Source organism: Arenibacter palladensis (assembly GCF_900129275.1).
Classification (GTDB): Bacteria; Bacteroidota; Bacteroidia; order Flavobacteriales; family Flavobacteriaceae; genus Arenibacter; species Arenibacter palladensis.
The window spans coordinates 321,515-345,043 of the sequence record NZ_FQUX01000005.1; the positions used below are offsets into that span (position 1 = coordinate 321,515).

A 23,529-nucleotide genomic window follows, 5' to 3' on the forward strand; every position below is an offset into this window, starting at 1 on the left:
TGTAAATGCGTTTCCCTAGCCCGGAAACCCCAATAGACCAATCCACAAACTTATAAGACCAAATAGGGGATTTTAGCTATTAAATGGGGTCTCCCATTGGTAGATAAAATCGCCGTTTTTATATGTTAAATAGGTGACTTTATCTATTTAAGTTTCAAACCCGAGGTTCGGCATCTAGTTTTGAAAAAAAAATAACTAATGAAATACATTTATAACATGAAGGAAAGGGTAAACCACATTAGAATGTTAACTATGGCTAGCTTAACACTTTGCTTAATGGCCAGTTGCTCTAGCGACGACGACGATGATGATCTAGGAAACTGGGTAGACAAATCTGTATTTGATGGGAGTCCCCGTAGTGGTAGTGCCTATTTCACTATTGGAAACATTGGATATAGTGGTGTAGGTTATGACGGGGATGATTACCTAACTTCCTTTTGGGCCTATAATATGGATGGTGACTATTGGTCCCAAAAAGCCGATTTCCCGGGAACAGCAAGGAATGCCGCTGTAGGCTTTGCCATAAATGAAAAGGGATATATAGGATCCGGTTATGATGGCCTGGACGAACTGGCTGATTTTTATTCTTACGACCCAAGCACCAATACTTGGACTACAATTGCACCCTTCCCATCTACCCCAAGGAGAAGTGCTATTGCATTTGGAATAAACGGCTATGGTTATTTCGGTACAGGTTTTGACGGCGACAACGACAGGAAGGATTTTTGGAGATACGACCCATCTACCGATAGCTGGTCCGAGTTGGTAGGTTTTGGTGGTGACAAAAGAAGGGCTGCAACCACCTTTACCATAGGCGATAAGGTATATATGGGAACTGGGGTTTCCAATGGTATTTATTTGAATGACTTTTGGTCTTTTGATTCCGCCACAGAAAGTTGGACACAGAAATTGGATCTTGACGAAGAAGACGATTACTCCATTGTTCGAAGCAATGCCTTAGGTTTTACCCTAAATGACTATGGATATATAGCCACTGGAACCTATGGGGGAACCTTACAATCTATTTGGGAATATGACCCTAGTACCGATACTTGGGAATCCAAAACAGATTTTGAAAGAACATCCAGACAGGATGCAGTGGTATTCACCAATAACGTAAGGGCATTTATAGGCCTAGGCCGTACAGGAAGCCTGTATTTGGATGATTTGGAGGAGTTTTTCCCCTATGACGAATACGATGACGAAGACTAGTGATTTTGATTGTGTTTACTTATTGATTAGCAAAAAGAGCTATGCTGTTTAGCATAGCTCTTTTAAAATTAAAAATATATGAAAAGAATTCTAGTAGCATATGTTCTAATCGCATTAGTAACAGGATTTATGTTTTTGAGGTTAACAGATTACTCCTTTGGTACCACAAAAAAAAATATACCACTGCAGTCCGAAATATTCAAGGCAGGTGATGGTTACGGATATCAAATAGAGCTGGAGGATAAAGTACTTATAAAACAGGAGTATATTCCTATTTTGGAAGGAAAACGGCCGTTTACTACAGCCCAAGATGCAGAGCGTACCGCCAATAAGGTTATCTCCAAAATATTAAAAAAAGAGAGCCCTATTTTGACCATTTCCGAACTAAAGGAATTACAGATTCCAGAGTTTAACCAATACTAAAGAAGTACATGGTTCTTGATAAGAAAAATATTCCGCAATGGCTTGTTCACACCCTACTCTGGTTTACGCTTTGTGGACTGTTATTTTACCCCTTTCTCACTGGTTCTAGAACCCTACCCTATAATCTAGTGGCAAAATTACTTTTGGCCATGGCCCTCTTCTACCTAAATTACTATGTACTAGTACCAAGAATATTGCTAAAAGGCCGTATGTGGAACTATATTCTATTGTCTGTAGCTGTCCTACTGACCATTGGCCTATTCACAAGCATAGCTTTCCCGCCTTCTCCACCCGATGACCTTCCAAGGCTGGCAGGACGTATGCGACAACGAGGTGAGAATGGCCCCGGGGCATTCAGGTTTTTTTTAATGACCACCGTTATCTTTGCCGTTCCCTATATTTTCGGTACGATGCTAAAGGTATATACGGAATGGCAGAAAAACGAAGACCTTAGGAAATTGGTGGAAAAAGAAAAAATACAGTCAGAACTTCAATTTTTAAAGACGCAATTAAGTCCACATTTTCTTTTTAATTCCTTAAATACCATTTATTCGCTTTCCGTAAAACAATCCCCGGATACCTCCGAAGCGGTTATCAATTTATCCGAACTTATGCGGTATATGCTCTACGAGGCAGACAGAAAACTTGTGCCTCTGGGCAAAGAGCTGGAGTACATAAAAAGTTACGTGGCTTTGCAACGACTGCGACTTTCTGATGGTGAGGATGTCTTTCTAAAAATATCGGGCGAAGAAAGGGGAAAATTTGTACCGCCGCTATTATTTATCTCTTTTATTGAAAACGCCTTTAAATATGGGACCGATTACAATGGAAAAACCTTTGTTAAAATAAACCTTTCGGTAGATCAGGAGTCTATACATCTACAGGTAATAAACACCATAGGAACTTTTAAGGCAAAAACCAAAAGTAGCGGAGTGGGTCTTGAAAACGTAAAAAATAGATTGAACTATTTGTACCCGCATTCGCATGTATTGCTGATTAATAATGACGGAAAGACCTACGAGGTGAATTTAACTTTAAATTTAAAAAACTATGAATTGCATAATCATTGATGACGAGCCTTTGGCTATAGATGTTTTGGCGGACTATTGCAAAAAAATAGATTTTACCGAAGTAGTAGGTACTTATACCAATCCTTTGGATGCCATAACGGTTATAAAGGAAAAAAAAGTTGATGTAATTTTTTGTGACATTGAAATGCCACAAATAAGTGGTCTGGAATTTATAAACGCTCTGGAAAACCGGCCCCTATTTGTTTTTACTACGGCCTATACTCAATATGCCGTAGAAGGTTTTGAACTTAACGCAGTAGATTATCTTGTTAAGCCAATTCCTTATCATAGATTTATAAAGGCCATCTCAAGAACCAAAGAAATTTTGGCGCAAAAGGCAAAACCAACGGAGGCCAATATTTTTCCCTCATTTGGAGGAAACAACGATAACCAAAAATTTATTTTTGTAAAATCCGAACACGAGAATGTAAAAATAAATTTGGATGAAATAGAATACATCCAAGGACTAAAGGATTATTTAAAAATCCATATTGCCGGCACCAATAAGACCATCTTAACGCTTTTAAGCTTTAAGGATCTTATGGAAAAACTACCCAGTTACCAGTTTATAAGGGTACATAAATCTTTCGTGGTCAACGTTAACGTGATTAGATCCATACAAAGGAACCGGATCGTAATCAACGATACCCGTATCCCTATCGGTGAAAGTCATAAGACCCAATTCTTTTCTTTTTTGGGATTGTAACAAGCCTATAACCAATAAAGGAAATAAGAAACAGCTGATTTATATATTTTATGTTTCTAGTTAATTGATTGTATGACCGGTTCTGGCCCCATTTGCATCTCCAAGACCCCACCTTCGGTTATTTCCTGATGGGTAATCCAAAACCTGTTTAAGGGCTTGCCATTTAAGGTCATGGTTTGTATATAGATATTATCTTTGGAGTTGTTGTTGGCTAGAATTCTGAATTTCTTGCCAGAATAATAAACAGGATCCAATTGTATTTCAATTTCATTGAAAACGGGACTTGTTATTTGGTACTTGTTATCTCCCGGGGATATAGGATGAATGCCTATGGAGGCCAAGACATACCAGGCCGACATTTGTCCCACATCCTCATTACCGCATAGCCCATAGGCATCTGTCCCGTAGGCATCGCTACATATCTTCCTGGTCCATTTTTGGGTTAGGTGGGGTACTCCGGCCGTATTGAGCATAAAGGGTACATGGTGCACCGGTTCATTGGGATGGTTGTAATAATCATTCCATAAAAAATCCTCAGGTGTATTCTCAAAGAAAGATATCAGCTCACTCCTAAAGGCCTCTTCCCCTCCCATTAAGGTCTTTAGGCCCTCTAAATCGTGGGGAACGAACCAACCTTGTTGAAAAGGATTGCTCTCTATACAACCTTGCCCATGAACCGTTTTGCCCTTCCATTCCAACCAGTTGCCTATACTATCCTTTGCCCGGAACCAATTTACTTCATCATTCCATATGTTGCCGTAATTTTTACTTTTTACAAGGTATTCCCTGGCTATTTCAGTTTTTCCCAAAGAATTGGCCATAGTGCCTAGGGCCCAATCAGAATAGGCATATTCCAAGGTTTTGGAGATATTGCCATGGGTATATCCCAACTCTCCGTTTCCCGTATTATCAACCGTATTTTTAGAATAGGCAAAGGCCTTTTCAATATCGTAGTTGCGAATTCCTTTTTCATAGGCATCCACAATGACCGAGACCGCAGGGTTCCCCAACATACATCCCGAATAGGAATTGAGCATTTCCCAACGCGGCAAGTATTCCCTGCCACTTAACTCCGCCATTTGTAGCAAGGAATTAATTTCGTCATTCACCAAATTAGGGTTAATAATTGTCTGCAAAGGAAATTGGGAACGGAATACATCCCAGCCACTAAATATTGTCCTATAGGTAAAATTGGAGGTTTGATGAATTTTCTTATCGGCACCAATGTAGTTACCGTTAACATCCGAAAACGTCCTGGGATCTATCATGGTATGGTACAGCGCGGTATAAAAAATAGTTTTTTCATCCTCCGTCCCTCCGGAAACCACAACATTCTTAATAGCCTTGTTCCAACTATTCCTAGCCTCCTCCCTTGTCCTATCAAAATCCCAATGATCAATATCATGTTCTAAGTTCTCCTTGGCCCCGGCTACGTTTACAAAAGAAATACCACTCTTTACCAACACTTGCTCACCTTCTTTAGTACTAAAATTGGAATAAAATCCCAAATGTTTGCCCTGCATCTCCTTTTTGGAAGGGAATATTTCGGCATTCTTCACCGCCAATTGGTAATCATCCTGTCTGATGAATCGCATTTTTCTGGGTACGTCCGGAATATCGGCACTCCAGATACCATAATCCTTAAGGGGTTTGCTAAACTGACAATAGAAGTATACCGTATAATCCGCATTTCCGTCTCCACCTCCCCAGCCTCCACCTTCGGGCGGACATTTCATCCACCCCTCAATGGTATTTTCGTTGACTACTTTTATATATTGTTCAGTTGAAGTACCACCCACCCTACGCGACAGATCGATTTGAATTCTGGAACTATCGTTCTCCGGAAAGGTAAACCGAATAATTCCGGCCCTAGGTGCGGCAGTCAGCTCTGCCCTAATTTTATGATCATCCAAGGTTACCGCATAATACCCGGCCTTGGTCACCTCAGTATCATGTGAATAACGGGAACGATATCCTCCTCCGGGATTTTCCGGAACCCCCCTATTGGTCTGTAGTTTTCCTGTTGTTGGGGTAACCAAAAAATTACCTAGGTCACCAAACCAACCCACCCCGCTCATATGGGTAAAACTAAAACCCTCCATAGTTTTGTGTTCATAGGAATAGCCAGATCCATTATCCCCACCGGTAAACGTATCAGGGCTAAGCTGAACCAATCCAAAAGGTGTAGCGGCCCCAGGGAAGGTCTTACCAAAACCGTGGGCATCCTTGGTTTTTTCCCCATAAGTAATCGCACCGATAATGGGATCTATATAGTCTACCGGTTCGGGTCCCGATACTTGGTTTTCCTTGGAGGAAGAACATGAAAACAGCGACAACACCAACAGGACAGAACATAGGTTACGTAGTGTAATTCTTCTTTTTAACATTATCATTTTATTAGTAAGTCAATACCTTCCCTTATTTTTAAGGTTTGAAAGAAATAGCTTCTTAAGCTTTTGCCATTAACAAAATCAATTGGCCATTCATTATTCCGCCATAAACCAATAGTTGGCCTTATGTTCCCTTTTATGCCTTAAAATACTTAAGGCAACTTCGCTGTTTCCTCAGGATATTCAACAATAACAATTGGTAATAATTTTAAAATTTTATTTTAATCTGATTTCTGTTACGCTCCCCAATAGTCTTCCTTCCTTATTAAAAAGTCCGGCTTTAACAAGGGTTTTGGCGGGCGAAATAAAATGCCCCTCATACTTCATTGAAGCTGTTGTGGGATCTTCTCCATCGGTGGTATAAAATATATCATACCCCACCGTTTCTGTATTTAAATACACATGGGCCTCGCTTTTTAATTCATCAAGGGCATATGAAGCATAGACCGTGAACATACTCTTGGCATAATTCACCTGTTCCCGTTCCAGTCTTTTAAAGTGGGAATCTTCCAGGGCAGTTTGAAATCGCTCCCAATCCTTCACATTGGGGGCGCTCCATGACACCTCTGCACTGGCCAGTGCCCTGGGGTAAAGCATATATTCACAATGTTCCTGGGTGGGCGTAAATTCTCCCCACAAACAGGCTTCATTACCAAGAACCTTATTTACCTCCTCTGGCGTCAATTCCGCGGGAATGGGTTCATGAGCGTATACCTTAGACAAGGGCAATACCACCTTTGGCCCTTCAGGCTCCATTTGAGTGGGGCCCTGTACCTGACTGAGATACATATATTTGTAGGATGTCATTATGGTAGGATAGGCATTTTGCGGCGCCGTAATCTGTGGGTTGTGGCCTCCTCTTCTCCATGCCATAATGGTTGCTCCCGGGGCTCCTTGACCACTTAAAATCTCATCCCAACCTATCATGGTCTTATTTTGGGCCTTTACGATTTTATGTACCTTTTGTATAAAATAACTCTGTAGTTCCTCTTCGTCCTTTAAGTTGTTTTCTGTTTTTACCCCTTGGCAGTACGGACATTTTTTCCAATTGGATTTATTGCACTCATCACCACCAATATGCAGATATTTTGACGGAAACAGCGCCGCAACCTCCTCTATTACACCTTCCAAAAACTCGTAAGTAGTGTCCTTACCTGCGCAGACCGCATTATCGGGTGCCTTGCCCCCTACGGCAACTTCAAAATTGGCATCGGATTCATCATAGCAAAACAAGTGGGGGTAGGATGCTACCAATGCCTTGCTATGCCCCGGGACGTCTATTTCCGGGATAATCTCCACATTGCGAACTTTTGCGTAAGCAATTACTTCCTTAATGTCTTCTTGGGTGTAAAATCCACCAACCGTTTTGGGTTCTTCGGCGGTTGCTTTTTCGCGCTGCCACCAGCTTACCCCAGTTCTATCGGCTCGCCAAGCACCTTTTTCTGTTAGGTTTGGGTACTTTTTTATCTCGATGCGCCACCCTTGGTCATCGGTCAGGTGCCAATGGAACTTGTTCACCTTATAGGAGGAAAGAACATCTATCTGTTTTAAGATAAATTCTTTAGGTTGAAAATGTCTGGAAACGTCCAACATAATGCCACGCCAACCAAATCTAGGATTGTCCTTGACCGTCATACCCAGCACTTTGACCGTTCCGGAATTTTGCAAAGGAAAGGTCTGGCGCAAGGTCTGAAATCCATTAAAAAGTCCTGCGTAATCTTTGGCGGTCACAACAATGGATTCTGGTTGCACCTCTAGCAAATAACCCTCATCCCTTACGGACAGACTTTTATCCAATCTAAATAATATATGCTTTTCCCCTACCTCAGGGTTGCGATAAGAATAGGTAAGGTTAAGCCCTAGATCCTTATAGAATTTTTCAGCCAGATATGGAATAAGAACCCCTTGAAACTTTTTGGGCACCACCACTTTGGTATTCTTGTCCAAAACAAATGCATCATCTGTAAAGGAAACCGACTCAGGTTGTGGTACAAAATGATAGTTTTGGGCTACTAATTGAAGGTTGAACCCAAACATTGAAAAAAACAGTATGTACGTGAAATATTTATACATTTAACTATTGGTTTAGTTGTTCTAGGATTACTTCGGCTACTTTCTTTCCTTGTTCCGTTGTGCCCAATTTGTTATAATGTACGTTGCCAGGTTTTACCATCCATTTTTCATGATTGGGTAGGGTATAGCCATATAGGTCATTTATAATAACAGAAGGATAGTCCTTTAATACCTCCAAAGCGGCTTCATTATATTTTTTGGCATCGCCAGCGTAACGCCCGTTTGCGTTTTCGGGAACGGGGGTAGTGGTAGCAAAAATCAATTTAGTATTAGGAAAATTGAGTTCTAAGTATTCACATATGGCCCTCATGTTTTCTTGGTAGGTCGCCACAGAGGAAATGATCTTTCCATTTTCTTTATCCATTCCCTTACTGCTCATGTACTTTATGTCATGAAGTCCTACGTTGAAATGAATCACGTCCCATTCAAAATCCCACCCCCCTTTTAAATGCGGTTTAGACATAGTTTGCTCAAGTTTATCCATCTTAGGAATAAAGTCGTGGCTAGAAATACCATTGCTGAAAATTCTAAACACCGAGGCTTTTCCCGCCAGTTCTTCCCTAACCGTGGTGGTGTAACCTATGGAGATCGAATCTCCGTAGAGCAAGACATTTGGTACACCTTTTTTGGGGTGTATATAGGAAAATACGGGTCCGTCCTGTGCCCTTAACCCGGACCAGGCAGTTTCGGCTACATTTTTATTGGTTCCGCACGAATATACCTGCGGGAGCAGTGCTAGTCCAACGCTGGCCGCACCAGCTTTTTTTAAAAACTCCAGTCTTTTCATTTCACCATTATTATTTAACTATGAAGTTTTAGTTCCGTTTTTTCTGAATGTTTAGTTCCTATTGCATTGGGTAAATGAAGCTCCCTAAGAAAGCTACAAATCAATACGATCTATCCCAAATATCATCTAACCACTATCCTTAAATGTGCCTTTACCGATACCTATTATTGTCCGCTTTTAATTCGGTGTCAAAATCGTCCAGCATCTTGATCAGCTTTTGCACTATTTTAGGATGCTCCTGGGCCAGGTTTTGGCTTTCGGATATATCCTCGGCCAAATTGTAAAGTTCTATTTTACCTTCTGTCCTTCTTAATTTCCAATCACCTTTTCTCACCGCCTCAAGCGTACATTCCTTGTAATAATAGAATCCGTCTTTTTTATGTGGCGAAGCCTTTTTCTTTCCTACCAATAGTGGCCAAATATTTTTTCCGTCCACTTTTTCCCCTGGTATATCGCTATCGGTCAAATGGGCGATGGTGGGCAATAAATCTATAGTAGAGGCCACTTCAGAGCAAACAGTCCCGGCAGGTATGGCCCCTTTCCATTGGGCGATCATAGGAACCCTCATTCCGCCTTCGTAGGTCTCAAATTTATAGCCTTTCAAAGGCAGGGCAGAACCCCCATGACCATTCTTGAGATTCCATGGACCATTGTCCGATGTAAAAATTACAAGTGTATTTTCATCCAGATTCAAGGCTTCCAAAGTATTTAAAATTTGACCCATACTCCAATCAATTTCTTCTATCACATCACCGTACAAACCTCGTGCGCTTTTCCCCTTGAATTCTGGGGAAGCAAATAAGGGAATATGGGGCATGGAATGTGCTAGATATAAGAAGAACGGTTCTTCTTTATTCTCCTCAATAAACTCCAAAGCTTTTTTTGTGTAGCGCTGTGTTAATGACGATTGATCTACGGGGTATTCAATAATTTCATTTTGTTCTGTTAATGGAACGACGCCTCCTCTCCATTTTTCCTGTCTCAAACTATCTATGGTCATGCCTTCTCTAAACAAAACATTTTCCGATACTTTAGCCTTGGGATACACGGACATATCGTTGCTATATGGAATACCATAATACATATCAAAACCTTGGGCTGTGGGCATATATTGATCCTTATCCCCTAAATGCCATTTCCCAATACAAGCTGTAGCGTAGTTTTGGATTTTAAGCATATCGGCTATAGTCAGTTCCTCATTTGGCAATCCACCTGGTAAGTTTGGCCATAGTACTTTAGGAACCCCAACCCGAGTTGGGTAAGCCCCCGTTAACAGTGCCGCTCTTGATGGGGAACACACGGGTGAAGCCGAATAAAAATCGGTAAACTTCATACCGTTTCCAGCCATCTGATCAAGGTTTGGGGTTTTAATCAGGGGCGAACCAAAAACGCCTACGTCCTGATAACCTTGATCGTCCGTAAAGACAATAATAATGTTGGGCTTAGACGGTTTTTTTTGCGCATTAAGGGAAAAAACGGAGCCTAATAAAAACAACCACAATCCCAATAAAAATCTAGTACACTGCATCATATTCACATCATTTAATCCTTTATTGTTATGGCCTAGTTTCCCTAACTTTCCCAATGGTCAGCAATAATTTGATGTATTTCCGGATTATCCGAATCGGTATCCCCCAAGGCTTCTCTTTGCCTTAATATCTCCTCTTTCATTTCGGAAATAACATCCTGATATTCCGAATCGGAATATGCATTATGCAGTTCTTTGGGGTCCTTTTGCAAATCGAAAAATTCCCAATATTTATCTGGTTGTTCTTCTTTGGTATATTCATTTACCTTGAGTCCGTTTCCATAATAGAAGGCAAGCTTGTAGCGCTCTCCCCTAATTCCGAAATGGCCAGGTCGGTCTTTGCTATGGTCCCAATACCTATAGTAGCCATGCTTACGCCAATCCGCGGGGGTATTCCCCTTTAGGTTCTCGCGAAAACTATGGCCTTGCATGGTTTCCGGATACTCTATCCCGGCATAATCTGCAAACAGGGCCGAGAAATCGGCATTTTCTATGATATCGGCATTTCGGGTCCCAGCAGGAATCTCTTTTGGGTATCTTATGACAAATGGCATATGAATGGATTCCTCATAGATCAAACGCTTGTCGAACCAACCGTGTTCCCCTAAGAAATAACCCTGATCTGCCGTGTAAATAACTATGGTGTTTTCTGCCAATCCAGATTTTTCCAAATAATCCAACAACCTGCCTATATTGTCATCAATGGCAGCTCCGCAGCGCATAAAATCCTTTACAAATTTTTGATAAGTCTTCATTCTTGCCTCATCTGCGCTAAGGCCTTCAACCGAAAATGGCAATTCCGGATAGGCCATATAATCCTTTCTCAATTCCGGATCGGCAGTGGCAGCCAAATAACGCTTTTGTAGGTTGTCTATGGATTGTCCTTTAAAGACCCGCCCGTTAGTTTCCGCTCCTTGATCATAGAAAGAATCCGGAACTGGAATTTCCTCATCGCGATATAGATGACTAAAACGTTCGGGGTAATCATACGGTTCATGTGTCGCCTTAAAATGGCACATGGCCATAAAGGGTTTGGATTTGTCCCTATTTTCTATCCACTCCATGGTTTTATCGGCAATGATATCCGTACTAAAACCTTCCACTACTTTACCTCCACCGTAGTAGTCTTCCCAATTATCCGCTGTTTTCAATCTTGGGTTCCAATAATCCCCCTGCCCTGGCAATACGGCATAATAATCAAACCCTGCCGGCTCCTGTTTTAAATGCCATTTCCCTATAACAGATGTGGCATAACCACCCTTTTGCAGCTCTTTTGCTATATTATTGTGGTTTGGGGATAGGCCCGCCCCCAAGGTGGTAACCCCATTAATGTGACTGTACTGACCGGTGAGGATCGTTGCCCTACTGGGAGTACAAATGGAATTGGAAACTAAACAATTCTCCAAAACGCAACCCTCTGCGGCCAACCGTTTAATATTCGGATTATGCACATAATCCTTGAGTATGCCCCCATAAATCCCCCAAGCCTGAGCGGTATGATCATCGGACATTATAAAAAGAATATTGGGTCTTTCCGACTGGACCACTGATTTTTCTTCAGTCTTATTCTTACAACTTGAGATAGTTAATAATAGCGCAGAACCAAGAACAGCTCCAATGAATTTCATTTTCATCATGTTTTATTTGTTTTAAAACTTAACATCTGTAAAATTAACTTTTAAAAACAAAAGATAGCTTTTAGCTTTGATTATTGGCATAATTATACCGTTTTTGAAGGCTGTTTCCTAGAGGGTTTATGCCTGCTGGACTTCATTTTATAATCAAGGGTGATGGTTGAAACTCTAAAAACAACCTGAATTGGATTGAATTGACTTCCTGATTTTTTTTGGATTTAGTATCAAATGAATAGAAAAAGGGAGGAACTACCTCCCTTTTAAATCTAACTAAGAGGAATATTTCCCCTATACTTAATAGGAAATAAACAACACTTATCTATCCTCAGTCTATTCTTGGAATCAACATCTTTTTTAAAATGCGAACCAACAAAATCTTTGCTTTCCGAAGTAACTTAAACTGGCCCCATTAAACATAGGTCTATTAAAGCACTAATTTTTACTGGCCCACAAAGAGGTGCTATTATAAATTTTCTTCCGGATACCCTAGCTCCTGTCGTAATTTTATGCCCATGACTTGGGTCCTATTCCTTAATTTTTTGGCCTGGGTCAAAAGATTTTCAGTTTGTATCAATCTATCTACCAAGGCGTTCTGATATTCCTTTGTATTCAATAATGTGTAATAATTGGAAACTTGTCCAAAGTCCCGAAGGTTATTAAATTTTGGGTTTTCCTGTGGAAGTATATCCACTAAGGCAAGATGCTTTTCCAATACCGGCTGCAAATGATTGACCACTATTTCATTGATCTTTGAGTCTGTAATCTTAAATTCAGCAATTTCAGTGGGATAATTGGCTATAAGGGTTTTTAAGGAATCGCTTTCAATAATTTCAAATTTAGAAGTATTGATAACAGAATTTAAGGCCCCGTCCAACAAGACCATTGGAGCATAATTAATGTGCACTATGGTATCCTTGGCCCCTGGCGTAATCTGTTCGGGAGCCAGGCCAATGTAGCTCATGGTAGCTTCCAATCTGTTAATATTGCCAGAGTACTTAACAATGCCCTCATTAAGAACTTTCAAATTTGTATTCAATTCTTCATACAGGCTATGATAGATTTTCATCTCCACTATCCTATTTTTCCTGATTTCATTAAGATCGTTGATTTTCCACGCGATTAGGATACCTATAACAATTAGGAATATTTCTCCAAAGGCATATAACAGATAATTTTTGAATTTGCCGGAAATTATGAAACCCCGCCTAATTTTTGCAAATAAACGCATAGCAACTACTCCAGTTTTAAGGCTTTGATATCTGTAATTAGTTGGGCTATGGATGCCCTGTTCAACCCATTATAAATACCCCTAATATGTTTGTTTTTATCTACCAATAAGAAGTTTTCTGTGTGCAAAAAGTCGTTTATATCCTTTGGCACCCCCAAATCGTTTTCTACAAAATATTGATTTCTTCCCAGGTTGTAAATTTCCGTTTTATCCCCTGTAACCAAATGCCATTTATTATCCATTACTCCATTTTTTTCGGCATAATTCTTAAGTATGGGGACAGAATCTATAGAGGGAGTTACCGAATGTGACAACAATAATACTTCTGGATCGTCCTTAAATGCCTCCTGCACTTTTACCATATTACCCGTCATTTTTAAACAAATACCAGGACAAGTGGTAAAAAAGAAATCCGCAACATATATCTTATCATCAAATGTATTTTGGGATACCGTATCCCCCAATTGATTTACCAAACTGAAATCCGGAATTTTATGGAAACTCTTTTCCTCTTCACTATTTGGGGTTAACCAATATGGCGTAAAGGATTCATCGCTGTAGTAGGGAAGATATTCCACCCTACTGGTCTCCACTACTTCAACAGTCTCCTTTTTTACTTGATTCTTGCAACTAGTAAAAAATGCCAACCAACAAACCAACACCAACCCCTTATTCTTAATCCCTAACAACAACTTCATCTTCCAATTTATAACATGAATTAGCCCTTAGCATTCCAAAAATGCGTCCGTTTTTGGCTTCATAATTAACATATATTTTCCCATTGGGCAGCCAGGCCTTTTGCAATCCTTCTTCCTTCCCTTCTGCCATTTGCCTAACTTTGGACAATTGCCCGGTGGCATACCATTGTTTTTCTTCACCCTGCTTAAGGCCATTAACATAATGGGATTCTTCTGCCAACACCCCATTTTCCCACCAGCTTTTATACACTCCTACCAATTTGTTTTGATGATAGGTAGATTCTACCCTAAGCACTCCATTTTCGGACCATCTTCTTGCAATACCTTCCCTTTTACCATTTAGAAACCCTAGTCTTTCTGCCAAGGTATCATTGGCATGAAATTTCACCGAATACCCATTGTAAGGCTGGTTTTTATAATACCATTTCCCTTCAATTTGGTTAAGGTCCAAATCCTGTTTGGATACCTCAACATTGGAGATTACAATAGCCTTCCCCTCCTCGCTTTTTATATCAGTGGCGTCTTTACAGTTTATAAGGGATAAGGCAGTAACAATTAATAAAAGTAATGGTCGCATAGTCCTTTTTTTTAGTATCCCCGATATGGACCGGCAAAGGCCAAATAAGATCCTGTTGTTGAATACAATTCATTGATGATGTGATAGTGGTACTCCTCTTCGCCATCCGTATATTGGGTAGCCGTAGTATGTCCGCCCGAAGCATCCAAATCTGTTGGGTAGGTCCCGGTGGAAGTACATTTTCTACCGTAGAGAAAAACCCCATCCAAGAGTATCCCTACTAGATTCTCATCATCATCGGTGAAGGCTTTGGGCTCCAAGTGGTAGTGATAAACACCAGGACCAATATGGGCACCTGTCCAATCCAAACTAGCCGCAGCCTGATTTAATGGACCACCTCCTTCCTGATCGTTAAAAATGGAAGCCCCACTTACGGCAATGCCAATAGTATTCAGTTGGGTGGATACTGTGCTACCGGTTAAATTAGGGGTTGCATCCACCACAATGGTAGTAGCGTTGTTGTTACTGGACATGATGCTTGGCGTTCTAGCCACATCGGGTTCCTCCTTATAAAGGGCATTTCCTTCTCCCCAATAAACCGTTTCATGGTTGGGCAAACCAGTAGTTTCTATGACTACATTGGACCCATCCAAATAAATAGTGGTGGCATCGGAATTAAAGGCTGAAAATGCAGCGTGCAATTCGGTTACAACAGTTTCTTCAGTATCCTCATCGGAAGCACTATCGGCACTACAGGCAATTAGGGTAGTTAACAGCAAGGCCGAGCCCAGTGCTATTGCAGTGATATATTTATTCACTTTTGTTTCTTTTTTCATATCCTTCAATTTTGGGGGTTTACGTTGTTACTTTTGTCTATTCTGAATTTATTTTAAAACAAATCTCGTAAATTGGGCAACATGAAAATCTTCAAATCCATGAACTGCCCACTCTTTTAAGTCAATAATGGATATGGATCGGTAAATCAATTTTAAGCCTGAAGGCTTTAGGCTATTTTACGGGTTTTATCATTTTATAAATAACCAACACAGCCAGTACAATTACAATACATGAAACAATAAAGGCCCACCATAGATTGGGTTCATTACCCGAAATTTTGAATAGGCCCCATAAGTTTTTCCATAATTCCATTAGCTAATTATCTTTGTTAAATTGTATTTCAATTACTTTGATTAGAATGCGCCATATTATTCTTTATTCATTGAACATAAGGGGCCATAGCTGATATATCGCTACTATGTAGTTGTTATTTCCTAAAATCTCCGCTAGAGGTACCCAAAAATTTATATCAGCGAACTACGGTAAGAGGCACTTCTTTAGATTTATTGGACTTATTAAATAAATGGCCTACCCCCAACACTGTCAACCCCACAACCAAAATCGCTGCAACACCCAATACAATGACCCCTATACCGGTCGAAAAAAAACTAGCTTCATTTTTACCTACTTCCACGAATTGATTTCCATCTACCGCCAACGAAAGGGTGTGATCGTTGGCATTATTCAAAACAAAACGTTCTTTGTTATATCCTTCCTTTAAAAGAATTAAGGCACTTTGATTTTGGTGAATGTCCTTAAAGGCCGTGTTTATAACAACCACTGAATTTATATCCTCGGGAATTTCATATACTTCGAAAACCACCATGGTTTCATGTCCAAGTTTTACGGCTCCATTCCCGAAAGCTATATCCTCTCCCCCATTGACACTGATATGAAGGTTGTTTTTAATATGCTCCAACACCATTTGTTGAAACTCCTCTGGAGTTTGATAAGGTGTTTCAGCAAAATGGGTCCTAACTTCCTGCTGAAAAGCTGCTAAGGATGCACTTATCTGTAATACCCAACTGTTATTTCCCTTTTCCACCAGCATTGTGGTGGAAACATTGGGATTGTGGGCAAAACTTGCCATTGAAAACCCCAACGCAACTAACAGTAACATGTATTTTTTCATCTGTTTATTTTTTTTATAATTTTAATTACCTCTGGCCCCCTTCACCGGGCTCTCCAGTTGGCCCCAAATCTCCACCAATTTGTGTAACTGTGCTGTTTATGGTAAACGAATCACCTAAATATGTTCCTCCACTATATGTCCCGGAGGTGTACAATCCGTTAACTTCAGTACCACTACTTACACTTCCGCCTGTGTAAATTTTATAAGTTTTACCTGTTTCCAATTTTGCATTGGAGTAAATAATGGTATTTACGCTATAGGGCACTTGATAAGTAAGGGCTTCCGTACCATCTTCCGATTGAATATTTAATAGTGTATTTGAGCTAACTCCATCAAAAATCACCGAGTTTTGGGTGCTCTCACTTACTGTAGGAAATGAAGTATTTAATGCCAATCCCAAAATGGTTCCTCCGGTAATTTTAAATAGATTATCATCGGTGTCAAAACTACCATCAGGTTCATCGGTCCTTACTGATATAGCAATGGTTGTACCACCTGTAATGGTAATCCCTGCGTTACTATCAATGGCATCATTAAGGGTACTATAAACATAGATGTGCCCTCCGTTAATATATAAATTCCCAATAGCATTTATACCATCATCATAAGCAGAGATATTTATGGTACCGTCATTAATGGTCATTATTCCCTTTGCTTCTATTCCTTCGCCTTCGGAAGTGCTTATCACAAAATCGCCCCCATTAATAGTTACGTTGGGTGTAATGGAATCATCTGGTTCTTCCTCATCATCAATGTCATAAGAGGCTACAATTCCATCATCAACAGCATTTATGTTAAATGTTCCATCGTTGATAATAATATAGCCTTCTTCGCAATCCATTCCGTCGCTACTTGCCGTTAAATTAAGCGTACCCCCGTCTACAATTATGTAATCGTTGGTGTGTATGGCATCCGATGCTGCTTCTGTAACCGTGATTGTTCCGCTAATTACCCTAACGTAATCATCACTTGCGATACCGTGCTTGTAGTTTCCTGCAACGTTCAATGCTCCAGAACCGCTAAAAACCAATTGCCCTTCACTAAAAAATGTTGCTTTTGCATCTTCGTCATCAGGGATATTGCTATAACTTGATGCATCGGTCAAACTACTTTTACCCTCCAATATCACAAAAATAGTTTTTGAAGATTGTATATTGATCGCAGGTCCGTCTGTATTGGTGATACTTAAATCAGTTAACGATAATTTGAATTTTTTATCGCTATAAATTTTTAACATACCATCGTTTGTTGTTCCCGATACCTCATAAGCTACTTCTGAAATAGAGGAATTAATGACAACATCGGCACCGTCTTGCGTAATTACCACATCATCTGGAACAGGATTTGTAATGGTAGCTGATGTATTTGAAAATACAATTTGCACTGTATTTCCAAAAGTGGCATTTTCCACTAAATCATCTTCATCGGCACCTGTGTTATCGGTATCCCCTTCAGCAGTGCCTGTAGAGTTTGTGCTTGTAATTACAATATCTTCTGATGTTGCAACTATATCGATCTCACTTTCATCATCACTACTGCAAGCTGCAAAAACAGCGAATACTACAGCTAAAATCCCTACTTTTTTAAATATTGTGTACTTCATAATTCCTTTATTTTAGATAAACACCAATCTTGTCAAGACTCTTTCTAAGCACTATTTTAATTGACGTAAGCTCCCTTTAAACCATTTATAAAATTATTATTGCCGGCAGCGTCTACATGGTAATGATATCCTCTAGTATCATCAGTATGCCCCCTTAATTCATCCAAGTCGGAAGGGCTATCGCCATTGGCATCTTCCAAGGCATATATTCCAATTCCGTCCAAGGCGTATCCGATCAAAGCTGCATGCCCATCGTCTTGCGATATTTGTGTCCCAAATCCTGTAGCTGCATGGTAATGGTAACCTTGATGTACATTAATATGTCCACCAGCATCATCAAAAGGGGCAAGGGTATATGCCCCAAGTATATTATCCACAGGTGCCGGAGCAGAAAATTCAATCCCGTTCAAAGCTACCCCACGGGTTGAAGGTGCCGTATTGCCTGCTCCCGGTGGCCCTCCTCCAGCGGTAGTAAACAAAGTGGGACTAGCCTGTATTACTGGCGTTACTGGTATTAACCAAGTCTGACTTAAATCGGTAATATAGGAAGGAAGGCATTCTACGCAGAAGTTCTCATATTCGGCACCCACATTTGGGTTGGCGGCATTCTCACAATCTTCTTCCGTATCGGTTACATAAATATCTCCATTGGTATCGTACAATAGCCAATTGGTATCGTTGTAAAATGTCGCCAAATTTTCAACAAAGGCACCATCCACATCATAAACTTCCCCGCCTTCCAGCCATATGCCCCCTGCCTCTGCATCGTCGGCGATATTGTCCGGGCACCAAGGCCCCATATCGTGATCTCCAGCCAAACTGGAGGTAACAATTTGATAGCAATCCGTTACGGTGCCATCTGAAAGCGTACATGGTATGGTAGTAATTGTGACCGATCCATCTGCCGTAAAAAAGTAAGATGGTTCAACATTTACAACCGCGGTGTCATCCACTGTTTCACTATCATCCGTGCCGCCTGTAGTATCCTCACTATCATTGCTACAGCTGAGGCATGACATGAGGAGTGCGGTACCCACAATTAAATATGAAAATTTATTCGACATAGTTTCAGTTATACAATTACACTTAAGTCATTCACCTATTCACGTTTACGTCCTTTAGGTTTTGGTGCTTTCTCCAACTCCTCTTTAGAAATGTAGCCATCCTCATCCGTATCTATCTTATCGAAATCATCTTTGATAGGACCCTTTAATTCTTCTTTGGATAATTTTCCGTCCTCATCTTTGTCCATTTCCTTAAAAATTTCATCTACGGATGGAGGCTCTTTTTGTCCTTTCCCACCTTGAGACTGTTGTGCACTAAGGTTAGCGCTAAAAAATAAGGTTACCATTGCGGTTAACACTGCCGATTTTACTATCATTTTTTTCATTGTTATTCTTTTTTAAATTCATTCTTTGGACTACAAAGATGGCCCATGGTTGAATGCCAAATGGCTACTTTCAATGAAGCAACGGAGGTTTTAAGCGAATGAAGTGTTAGCATCTGCGAACTTCAAATTAAGAAGGATTTGGATGGCCTATTTTTGCATTGTGATGAAAATTAATTCCTTTAATTTGTACCATGGACAGAACAAAACGATTTCTTTTTCACACGGTATTATGGCTAGCCGTTTGGCTCATGGCCTGGTTGCTTATGACAGATGACGCACTTTTTGCCAAAAAGAACGCGGCCTCTTTTCTTCTGCAAATTGTGGTCATTGCCGTTCTGATCTATTACACGGCACCCGCACTTTTGTTCAAAAAAAGGTATGCCTCCTTTATATTGATCTCCTTGGCCCTAATTATTTTCTGCGCAGCAATGATTTCCGATCCTTTGATAGGACTGATTTCAGGTCAACCACCTCGCCAGGCAGGTCCACCACCTGCAATGCGCCCCAGGGTACCGCCACAATTTTTGATCCACTTTTTGGTATTGTCCATTGCCTATGTACTAGCCACTTTTGTGGAGACATTTTTGTTTGCACAAAAGAAGGAAGAAGAAAATATTAGGAACAGGAATGAAAATTTGCAGACTGAACTAAAGCTACTGAAATCACAGATCAACCCACATTTTTTGTTCAATTCCCTAAACAATATTTATGCGCTTTCGGTTACCAATTCGGACAAGACCCAGCAGGGAATCAGTACCCTTTCCAACATGTTGCGCTATGTTTTGTACGAATGTGAACAAGCTTATGTTCCTTTAGGCAAGGAGGTTGATTATATAAAGGACTATTTGGCCATGTACGTCTTAAAAAGCAGTAAAACCTATCCCATACAAACGAAGTTTCAAATAAAAAACGATGCTGTGCAGGTAGCACCCATGCTATTCATTCCCTTTGTTGAAAATGCATTAAAACATGGTAATTTAGAAAAGATAACAGATGCCTTTTTAAAAATAAGTATCTTCTCCGACGACAAAAACATCGATTTTGAAATTGAAAACAGCATCCCCAAGGAATCGATTCAAAAAGACAAAATTGGAGGAATAGGCCTGGAAAACGTAAAGAAAAGATTGGAAATACTATATCCAAAAAAACATACTTTAAAGATCCAAAAAGAATTAACTACTTTTAAAGTTCAACTACACATAGATCTGAATGGGGACCATTAAATGTTTAATTGTAGACGACGAGGAGTTGGCACGAAGCCTTCTCAAAACCTATGTTGCAAAAGTGAATTTTTTGGAATTGGTGGCCGATTTCGAAAATCCCTTGGATGCCATAAAGGTACTTAAGGAACAAAAAATAGATCTATTGCTGCTGGACATACAAATGCCCGAAATTAAAGGTACAGAGTTTGCAAAAATGGTTCCACCCGGCACCCAGGTCATCTTTACAACGGCATACTCGGAATACGCCTTGGAAGGTTTTGAACTAAATGCCATAGATTATCTCTTAAAGCCCATAACTTTTGAACGCTTTTTAAAGGCTGTCAACAAAATAAAAACAGACACTGACCAGGAAGCCTCAGAGGATTCAATAATCGTTAAATCGGGCTATGACCTACATAAAATTAAGTTTGATTCCATTCTTTATATCGAGAGCGATAGCGAATATGTCATTTATCACACCCCGCAGGGAAAGATTATGAGCAACCAGAGCCTTAGCGCACTGGAGAAAAAGCTCCCAGCACAAATTTTCATGAGGGTCCATAGATCTTACATCGTTAACAAAGCAAAAGTTAACGCCCTAAAGGGCAGGGATCTGCTGATTGAAAAGGCCACCATTCCCGTAAGTGCCAGTTATTATGAGCTGGTAAAAAAGAATCTTTTTTAAGGATTATTCTAGAATGAAAAGTGGTGACTTTGGGGCAGCAAACATCAAATTTTGATTGGACTATTGCTAAGGCTTTTGATTGCACTAAGTTTTACTTTTCCGCCGATATCAAGTTTAAATATCGTCCCATCCAGTACGGTAGCAGCCAATAAACAGGTTCTTTTTCCTGAGACGGGTCGCCGCTAACCGCAGCATAAGGGTTTTGATCCCATCTCATGGTTCGGTACTCACTTGGCGGACGCAAGGCTGTCTGAAGCTCTTCAAGAATAGGTTGCCGCACCACCTTAAGGTCTTCCCTTTGTGCATTGTCAACATACCAATCTACCAAATCCAAGGGAGCATCCTTTAAAAAGGCAATGGAATTATCCAGTTCCTCATCTCCTCCTGCCAATAAATTATACGTAAAATTGATCATGGGACTCTTTGCTTTTTTATGCTTATTGAACCATTGCTCCAAATGATCTTGATACTCCCTCTTCAGTACTGGATCCTCTTCATAGTTGATTAAGGTTGGATACATGTAAAGGGACAAAAAGATATCAAAATAAGTCTCCCATGAAGGGTTGGTGTTATGCAAGGTTTTTGCGTTTTCCAAATACCCTTCTTCCTTTATCAATTTCAAATATTCCCTTTGATACTTTTCTTTTTTGGTCATGTGATGGGCAAACTTCAAGAAAGCGAGCAACTCCAAAGAGTTCAATGCCCTTTCCGGAGCCCAATCGGGATTGTGGTTCAGAATGGCCGGAGACCATACTCCCCATTTGGTATGGGTCCCATCCACATCCACTAGGTTAAAATCGTTCTCTATGAGATGGTCCATAATTTTACTGAAATGATCCGATACCCGTTTTTTTTCCTTATCATCGGCCACCAAGTTATAGTAACAATAATAGCCGAATAGGTGGCCGGAAATCTCATCGCTACTGGTATCGCCTTTCCATTTCCATTTACCATCCTTGGAAACATGCCAACGTTTTTCTACCGGCTTTTGTCTGGGATTTTCAATTATTTCCTCGGCCAATTCGCGCTCGGTGTATGTGCGGTTCATATCATGTGATTGCTCCCAGGAAGCTGGAATTATGGTCCTTGCAAAAAAACCATCCCCACCGGTTACTTCCCTTAAAAAATGTAAGAAATCGAAGGCCTTTCTGGCTCTTTCCTTGGCTTCCGGATTTTTGGTCGTTGCATACCTAAAGGATTCCATGGCCAGATAATTGGAGGTAAACTCCCCATCATTATCGTCGTCCTCGGATTGTATGGTCGTGGTATCGCCTGGTACCACTAATTTGGAACGGGCAATTATCCAAGGTTCACGGACATGGCGCCTTATCAATTTATCATAAAAATGGTCCGCCTTATCTTCAAGTGTCATTAGTCTGTTGATTATGGCACTTACTCCGTTGGCTGTGGCAACCCATGCATTTCCCTGTTGGTCGAATGCAATATCCCTCACCTGATCGGATACCAGCCAACGCCTGCCCGATCTAACGGAATACTCTTTTTCTCCCGGGACAAATCTCGTTATCCCGTAATGTGTACCCACCCACATTCTACCATCGGGTCCCTTTGCCACAGCAGTTACATTGGCATTGACAATCCCATCTTCAGGCGTTTTTTCGCCAATTTTTGCAGCATTATTTCTAATGGAAACTCCCCCCAAGCCCCCTATCCATAGATTTCCCTCTTGGTCAAAATCCATTCCCCTAACATAAGCACTGATCAAATCGTCGTTTCCTTGATATGCCGTAGTTTTTTCATCATTACAGTGGTATAAACCCACATCTGTACCTATCCAAAGTCCGCCGTTATTGTCCGACAATACGGTGCGAATACTTCTTGCAGTATTATATTCCTTTTTCTCCCATTTTTTATCCCGGTACAACCATATTCCATATGGCCCCAAGGCATAAACCCCCTCTTTTGCCGATAGCAGTTTGGCAATGGGCGGCTTAGGTCCTTCCATTTTTTGGATTTCCCTAGTTCCACTCCTATAGACCCCATTCCAAGTAGCCATCCAAACATTTTGATCGTTGTCCATTGCCACGTCATAGGCCGGGCCTTGGCTATCCCCGCTAATTACTATCTTCCATTCCCTTGAACCGACTTCCTTTTGGTAGATGCCATTTTTGGTGGCAATCCAGATGCCTCCCTCCAAATCTGGTTGAATGGCCCTAACATTGTTGGCGTCTTCACTGTTTTCGGCAACAATAAATGCCTCATGATATTCCTGAGCAAAAGGCTTATCTATATAAGCGACAATGGCATTTGAATTTAATTTGGATCTTAGATCCTTGTTTTGACCTATTGACAGAATTGGAATAATAAAAAGAAAGAAAATAGCTTTGTTCATTTCAAATAGTTGATCGGTTTGGCACTAAAGTTAATCCAAGCCCTGGATATATGCCAAAATCAAT

At 40.5% G+C, this 23,529-nt stretch carries 20 protein-coding genes; 6 read left to right on the top strand and 14 right to left on the bottom strand.

Going from position 1 to position 23,529, the window contains the following annotated elements:
* Window positions 1-198: 198 nt before the first annotated feature.
* The 4 genes from BUA60_RS15400 to BUA60_RS15415 all read left to right on the top strand — a co-directional run bounded on the left by BUA60_RS15400 (window position 199) and on the right by BUA60_RS15415 (window position 3,411).
* On the top strand, window positions 199-1,212 hold the full coding sequence (locus BUA60_RS15400; RefSeq protein ID WP_245802561.1) for a Kelch repeat-containing protein: 1,014 nt from the start codon (window positions 199-201) through the stop codon (window positions 1,210-1,212).
* Window positions 1,213-1,290: 78 nt separating this feature from the next.
* Entirely contained in the window at window positions 1,291-1,635 is a 345-nt protein-coding gene (locus tag BUA60_RS15405; RefSeq protein ID WP_072863186.1) for a DUF4907 domain-containing protein, read from the top strand.
* Between the two features lie 128 nt (window positions 1,636-1,763).
* Window positions 1,764-2,705 carry a sensor histidine kinase gene (locus BUA60_RS15410; RefSeq protein WP_245802562.1) on the top strand — a complete coding sequence of 314 codons (942 nt, stop codon included), beginning with the start codon at window positions 1,764-1,766 and terminating at the stop codon, window positions 2,703-2,705.
* Window positions 2,686-3,411, top strand: coding sequence for a LytR/AlgR family response regulator transcription factor (locus BUA60_RS15415; RefSeq protein WP_072863191.1), 726 nt, complete (start codon window positions 2,686-2,688; stop codon window positions 3,409-3,411). Before BUA60_RS15410 ends, BUA60_RS15415 begins: the two co-directional genes overlap by 20 nt.
* A gap of 56 nt (window positions 3,412-3,467) precedes the next feature.
* Here the strand turns inward: BUA60_RS15415 and BUA60_RS15420 are convergent, their stop codons facing one another.
* The 13 genes from BUA60_RS15420 to BUA60_RS15480 form a co-directional block, all read right to left on the bottom strand.
* Complete coding sequence (locus BUA60_RS15420) at window positions 3,468-5,798, bottom strand: GH92 family glycosyl hydrolase (protein WP_072863194.1); 2,331 nt, start codon at window positions 5,796-5,798, stop codon at window positions 3,468-3,470.
* Between the two features lie 219 nt (window positions 5,799-6,017).
* A complete protein-coding gene (locus BUA60_RS15425; protein WP_084532620.1) occupies window positions 6,018-7,874 on the bottom strand; it encodes a beta-N-acetylhexosaminidase in 1,857 nt (618 codons plus the stop codon).
* Window positions 7,875-7,878: 4 nt separating this feature from the next.
* The gene (locus tag BUA60_RS15430) at window positions 7,879-8,661 is read right to left on the bottom strand and encodes an SGNH/GDSL hydrolase family protein (RefSeq protein ID WP_084532621.1); all 783 of its coding nucleotides are present in this window, start codon (window positions 8,659-8,661) and stop codon (window positions 7,879-7,881) included.
* A gap of 151 nt (window positions 8,662-8,812) precedes the next feature.
* Complete coding sequence (locus tag BUA60_RS15435; protein ID WP_218587930.1) at window positions 8,813-10,192, bottom strand: sulfatase family protein; 1,380 nt, start codon at window positions 10,190-10,192, stop codon at window positions 8,813-8,815.
* A gap of 41 nt (window positions 10,193-10,233) precedes the next feature.
* Complete coding sequence (locus BUA60_RS15440) at window positions 10,234-11,817, bottom strand: sulfatase family protein (protein ID WP_072863264.1); 1,584 nt, start codon at window positions 11,815-11,817, stop codon at window positions 10,234-10,236.
* A gap of 469 nt (window positions 11,818-12,286) precedes the next feature.
* A complete protein-coding gene (locus tag BUA60_RS15445; protein WP_072863198.1) occupies window positions 12,287-13,051 on the bottom strand; it encodes a hypothetical protein in 765 nt (254 codons plus the stop codon).
* A gap of 5 nt (window positions 13,052-13,056) precedes the next feature.
* Window positions 13,057-13,749, bottom strand: coding sequence for an SCO family protein (locus BUA60_RS15450; protein WP_072863200.1), 693 nt, complete (start codon window positions 13,747-13,749; stop codon window positions 13,057-13,059).
* A complete protein-coding gene (locus BUA60_RS15455) occupies window positions 13,727-14,326 on the bottom strand; it encodes a toxin-antitoxin system YwqK family antitoxin (RefSeq protein WP_072863201.1) in 600 nt (199 codons plus the stop codon). The genes BUA60_RS15450 and BUA60_RS15455 overlap by 23 nt, the downstream gene beginning before the upstream one ends.
* Window positions 14,327-14,337: 11 nt before the next feature.
* Window positions 14,338-15,102, bottom strand: coding sequence for a YHYH protein (locus tag BUA60_RS15460; protein ID WP_072863203.1), 765 nt, complete (start codon window positions 15,100-15,102; stop codon window positions 14,338-14,340).
* Between the two features lie 470 nt (window positions 15,103-15,572).
* A complete protein-coding gene (locus tag BUA60_RS15465) occupies window positions 15,573-16,235 on the bottom strand; it encodes a DUF6702 family protein (RefSeq protein WP_072863205.1) in 663 nt (220 codons plus the stop codon).
* Between the two features lie 25 nt (window positions 16,236-16,260).
* Entirely contained in the window at window positions 16,261-17,838 is a 1,578-nt protein-coding gene (locus tag BUA60_RS15470) for a carbohydrate-binding domain-containing protein (RefSeq protein WP_072863207.1), read from the bottom strand.
* A gap of 56 nt (window positions 17,839-17,894) precedes the next feature.
* Window positions 17,895-18,902 carry a YHYH protein gene (locus tag BUA60_RS15475; RefSeq protein ID WP_072863209.1) on the bottom strand — a complete coding sequence of 336 codons (1,008 nt, stop codon included), beginning with the start codon at window positions 18,900-18,902 and terminating at the stop codon, window positions 17,895-17,897.
* A gap of 35 nt (window positions 18,903-18,937) precedes the next feature.
* Entirely contained in the window at window positions 18,938-19,228 is a 291-nt protein-coding gene (locus BUA60_RS15480) for an EF-hand domain-containing protein (protein WP_072863210.1), read from the bottom strand.
* A gap of 191 nt (window positions 19,229-19,419) precedes the next feature.
* Here BUA60_RS15480 and BUA60_RS15485 point away from each other — a divergent pair, with 191 nt between their 5' ends.
* Together BUA60_RS15485 and BUA60_RS15490 are read left to right on the top strand one after the other, a co-directional pair.
* Complete coding sequence (locus BUA60_RS15485) at window positions 19,420-20,451, top strand: sensor histidine kinase (protein ID WP_072863212.1); 1,032 nt, start codon at window positions 19,420-19,422, stop codon at window positions 20,449-20,451.
* Window positions 20,438-21,115 carry a LytR/AlgR family response regulator transcription factor gene (locus tag BUA60_RS15490; RefSeq protein ID WP_072863214.1) on the top strand — a complete coding sequence of 226 codons (678 nt, stop codon included), beginning with the start codon at window positions 20,438-20,440 and terminating at the stop codon, window positions 21,113-21,115. The genes BUA60_RS15485 and BUA60_RS15490 overlap by 14 nt, the downstream gene beginning before the upstream one ends.
* 91 nt (window positions 21,116-21,206) lie before the next feature.
* On the opposite strand, the gene BUA60_RS15495 is transcribed toward BUA60_RS15490, so the two are convergent.
* Window positions 21,207-23,465 (bottom strand): ligand-binding sensor domain-containing protein, encoded by a 2,259-nt coding sequence (locus BUA60_RS15495; protein WP_072863215.1) that lies wholly within the window; start codon window positions 23,463-23,465, stop codon window positions 21,207-21,209.
* Between the last annotated feature and the right edge of the window lie 64 nt (window positions 23,466-23,529).

What these genes read in the sequence shown, in the direction of transcription:
- BUA60_RS15475 (WP_072863209.1), bottom strand. Translation starts at nt 18,902, where the DNA reads ATGTCGAATAAATTTTCATATTTAATTGTGGGTACCGCACTCCTCATG.
- BUA60_RS15480 (WP_072863210.1), bottom strand. Translation starts at nt 19,228, where the DNA reads ATGAAAAAAATGATAGTAAAATCGGCAGTGTTAACCGCAATGGTAACC.
- BUA60_RS15455 (WP_072863201.1), bottom strand. Translation starts at nt 14,326, where the DNA reads ATGCGACCATTACTTTTATTAATTGTTACTGCCTTATCCCTTATAAAC.
- BUA60_RS15495 (WP_072863215.1), bottom strand. Translation starts at nt 23,465, where the DNA reads ATGAACAAAGCTATTTTCTTTCTTTTTATTATTCCAATTCTGTCAATA.
- BUA60_RS15465 (WP_072863205.1), bottom strand. Translation starts at nt 16,235, where the DNA reads ATGAAAAAATACATGTTACTGTTAGTTGCGTTGGGGTTTTCAATGGCA.
- BUA60_RS15420 (WP_072863194.1), bottom strand. Translation starts at nt 5,798, where the DNA reads ATGTTAAAAAGAAGAATTACACTACGTAACCTATGTTCTGTCCTGTTG.
- BUA60_RS15415 (WP_072863191.1), top strand. Translation starts at nt 2,686, where the DNA reads ATGAATTGCATAATCATTGATGACGAGCCTTTGGCTATAGATGTTTTG.
- BUA60_RS15430 (WP_084532621.1), bottom strand. Translation starts at nt 8,661, where the DNA reads ATGAAAAGACTGGAGTTTTTAAAAAAAGCTGGTGCGGCCAGCGTTGGA.
- BUA60_RS15435 (WP_218587930.1), bottom strand. Translation starts at nt 10,192, where the DNA reads ATGATGCAGTGTACTAGATTTTTATTGGGATTGTGGTTGTTTTTATTA.
- BUA60_RS15460 (WP_072863203.1), bottom strand. Translation starts at nt 15,102, where the DNA reads ATGAAAAAAGAAACAAAAGTGAATAAATATATCACTGCAATAGCACTG.
- BUA60_RS15445 (WP_072863198.1), bottom strand. Translation starts at nt 13,051, where the DNA reads ATGCGTTTATTTGCAAAAATTAGGCGGGGTTTCATAATTTCCGGCAAA.
- BUA60_RS15400 (WP_245802561.1), top strand. Translation starts at nt 199, where the DNA reads ATGAAATACATTTATAACATGAAGGAAAGGGTAAACCACATTAGAATG.
- BUA60_RS15485 (WP_072863212.1), top strand. Translation starts at nt 19,420, where the DNA reads ATGGACAGAACAAAACGATTTCTTTTTCACACGGTATTATGGCTAGCC.
- BUA60_RS15425 (WP_084532620.1), bottom strand. Translation starts at nt 7,874, where the DNA reads ATGTATAAATATTTCACGTACATACTGTTTTTTTCAATGTTTGGGTTC.
- BUA60_RS15450 (WP_072863200.1), bottom strand. Translation starts at nt 13,749, where the DNA reads ATGAAGTTGTTGTTAGGGATTAAGAATAAGGGGTTGGTGTTGGTTTGT.
- BUA60_RS15470 (WP_072863207.1), bottom strand. Translation starts at nt 17,838, where the DNA reads ATGAAGTACACAATATTTAAAAAAGTAGGGATTTTAGCTGTAGTATTC.
- BUA60_RS15490 (WP_072863214.1), top strand. Translation starts at nt 20,438, where the DNA reads ATGGGGACCATTAAATGTTTAATTGTAGACGACGAGGAGTTGGCACGA.
- BUA60_RS15405 (WP_072863186.1), top strand. Translation starts at nt 1,291, where the DNA reads ATGAAAAGAATTCTAGTAGCATATGTTCTAATCGCATTAGTAACAGGA.
- BUA60_RS15440 (WP_072863264.1), bottom strand. Translation starts at nt 11,817, where the DNA reads ATGAAATTCATTGGAGCTGTTCTTGGTTCTGCGCTATTATTAACTATC.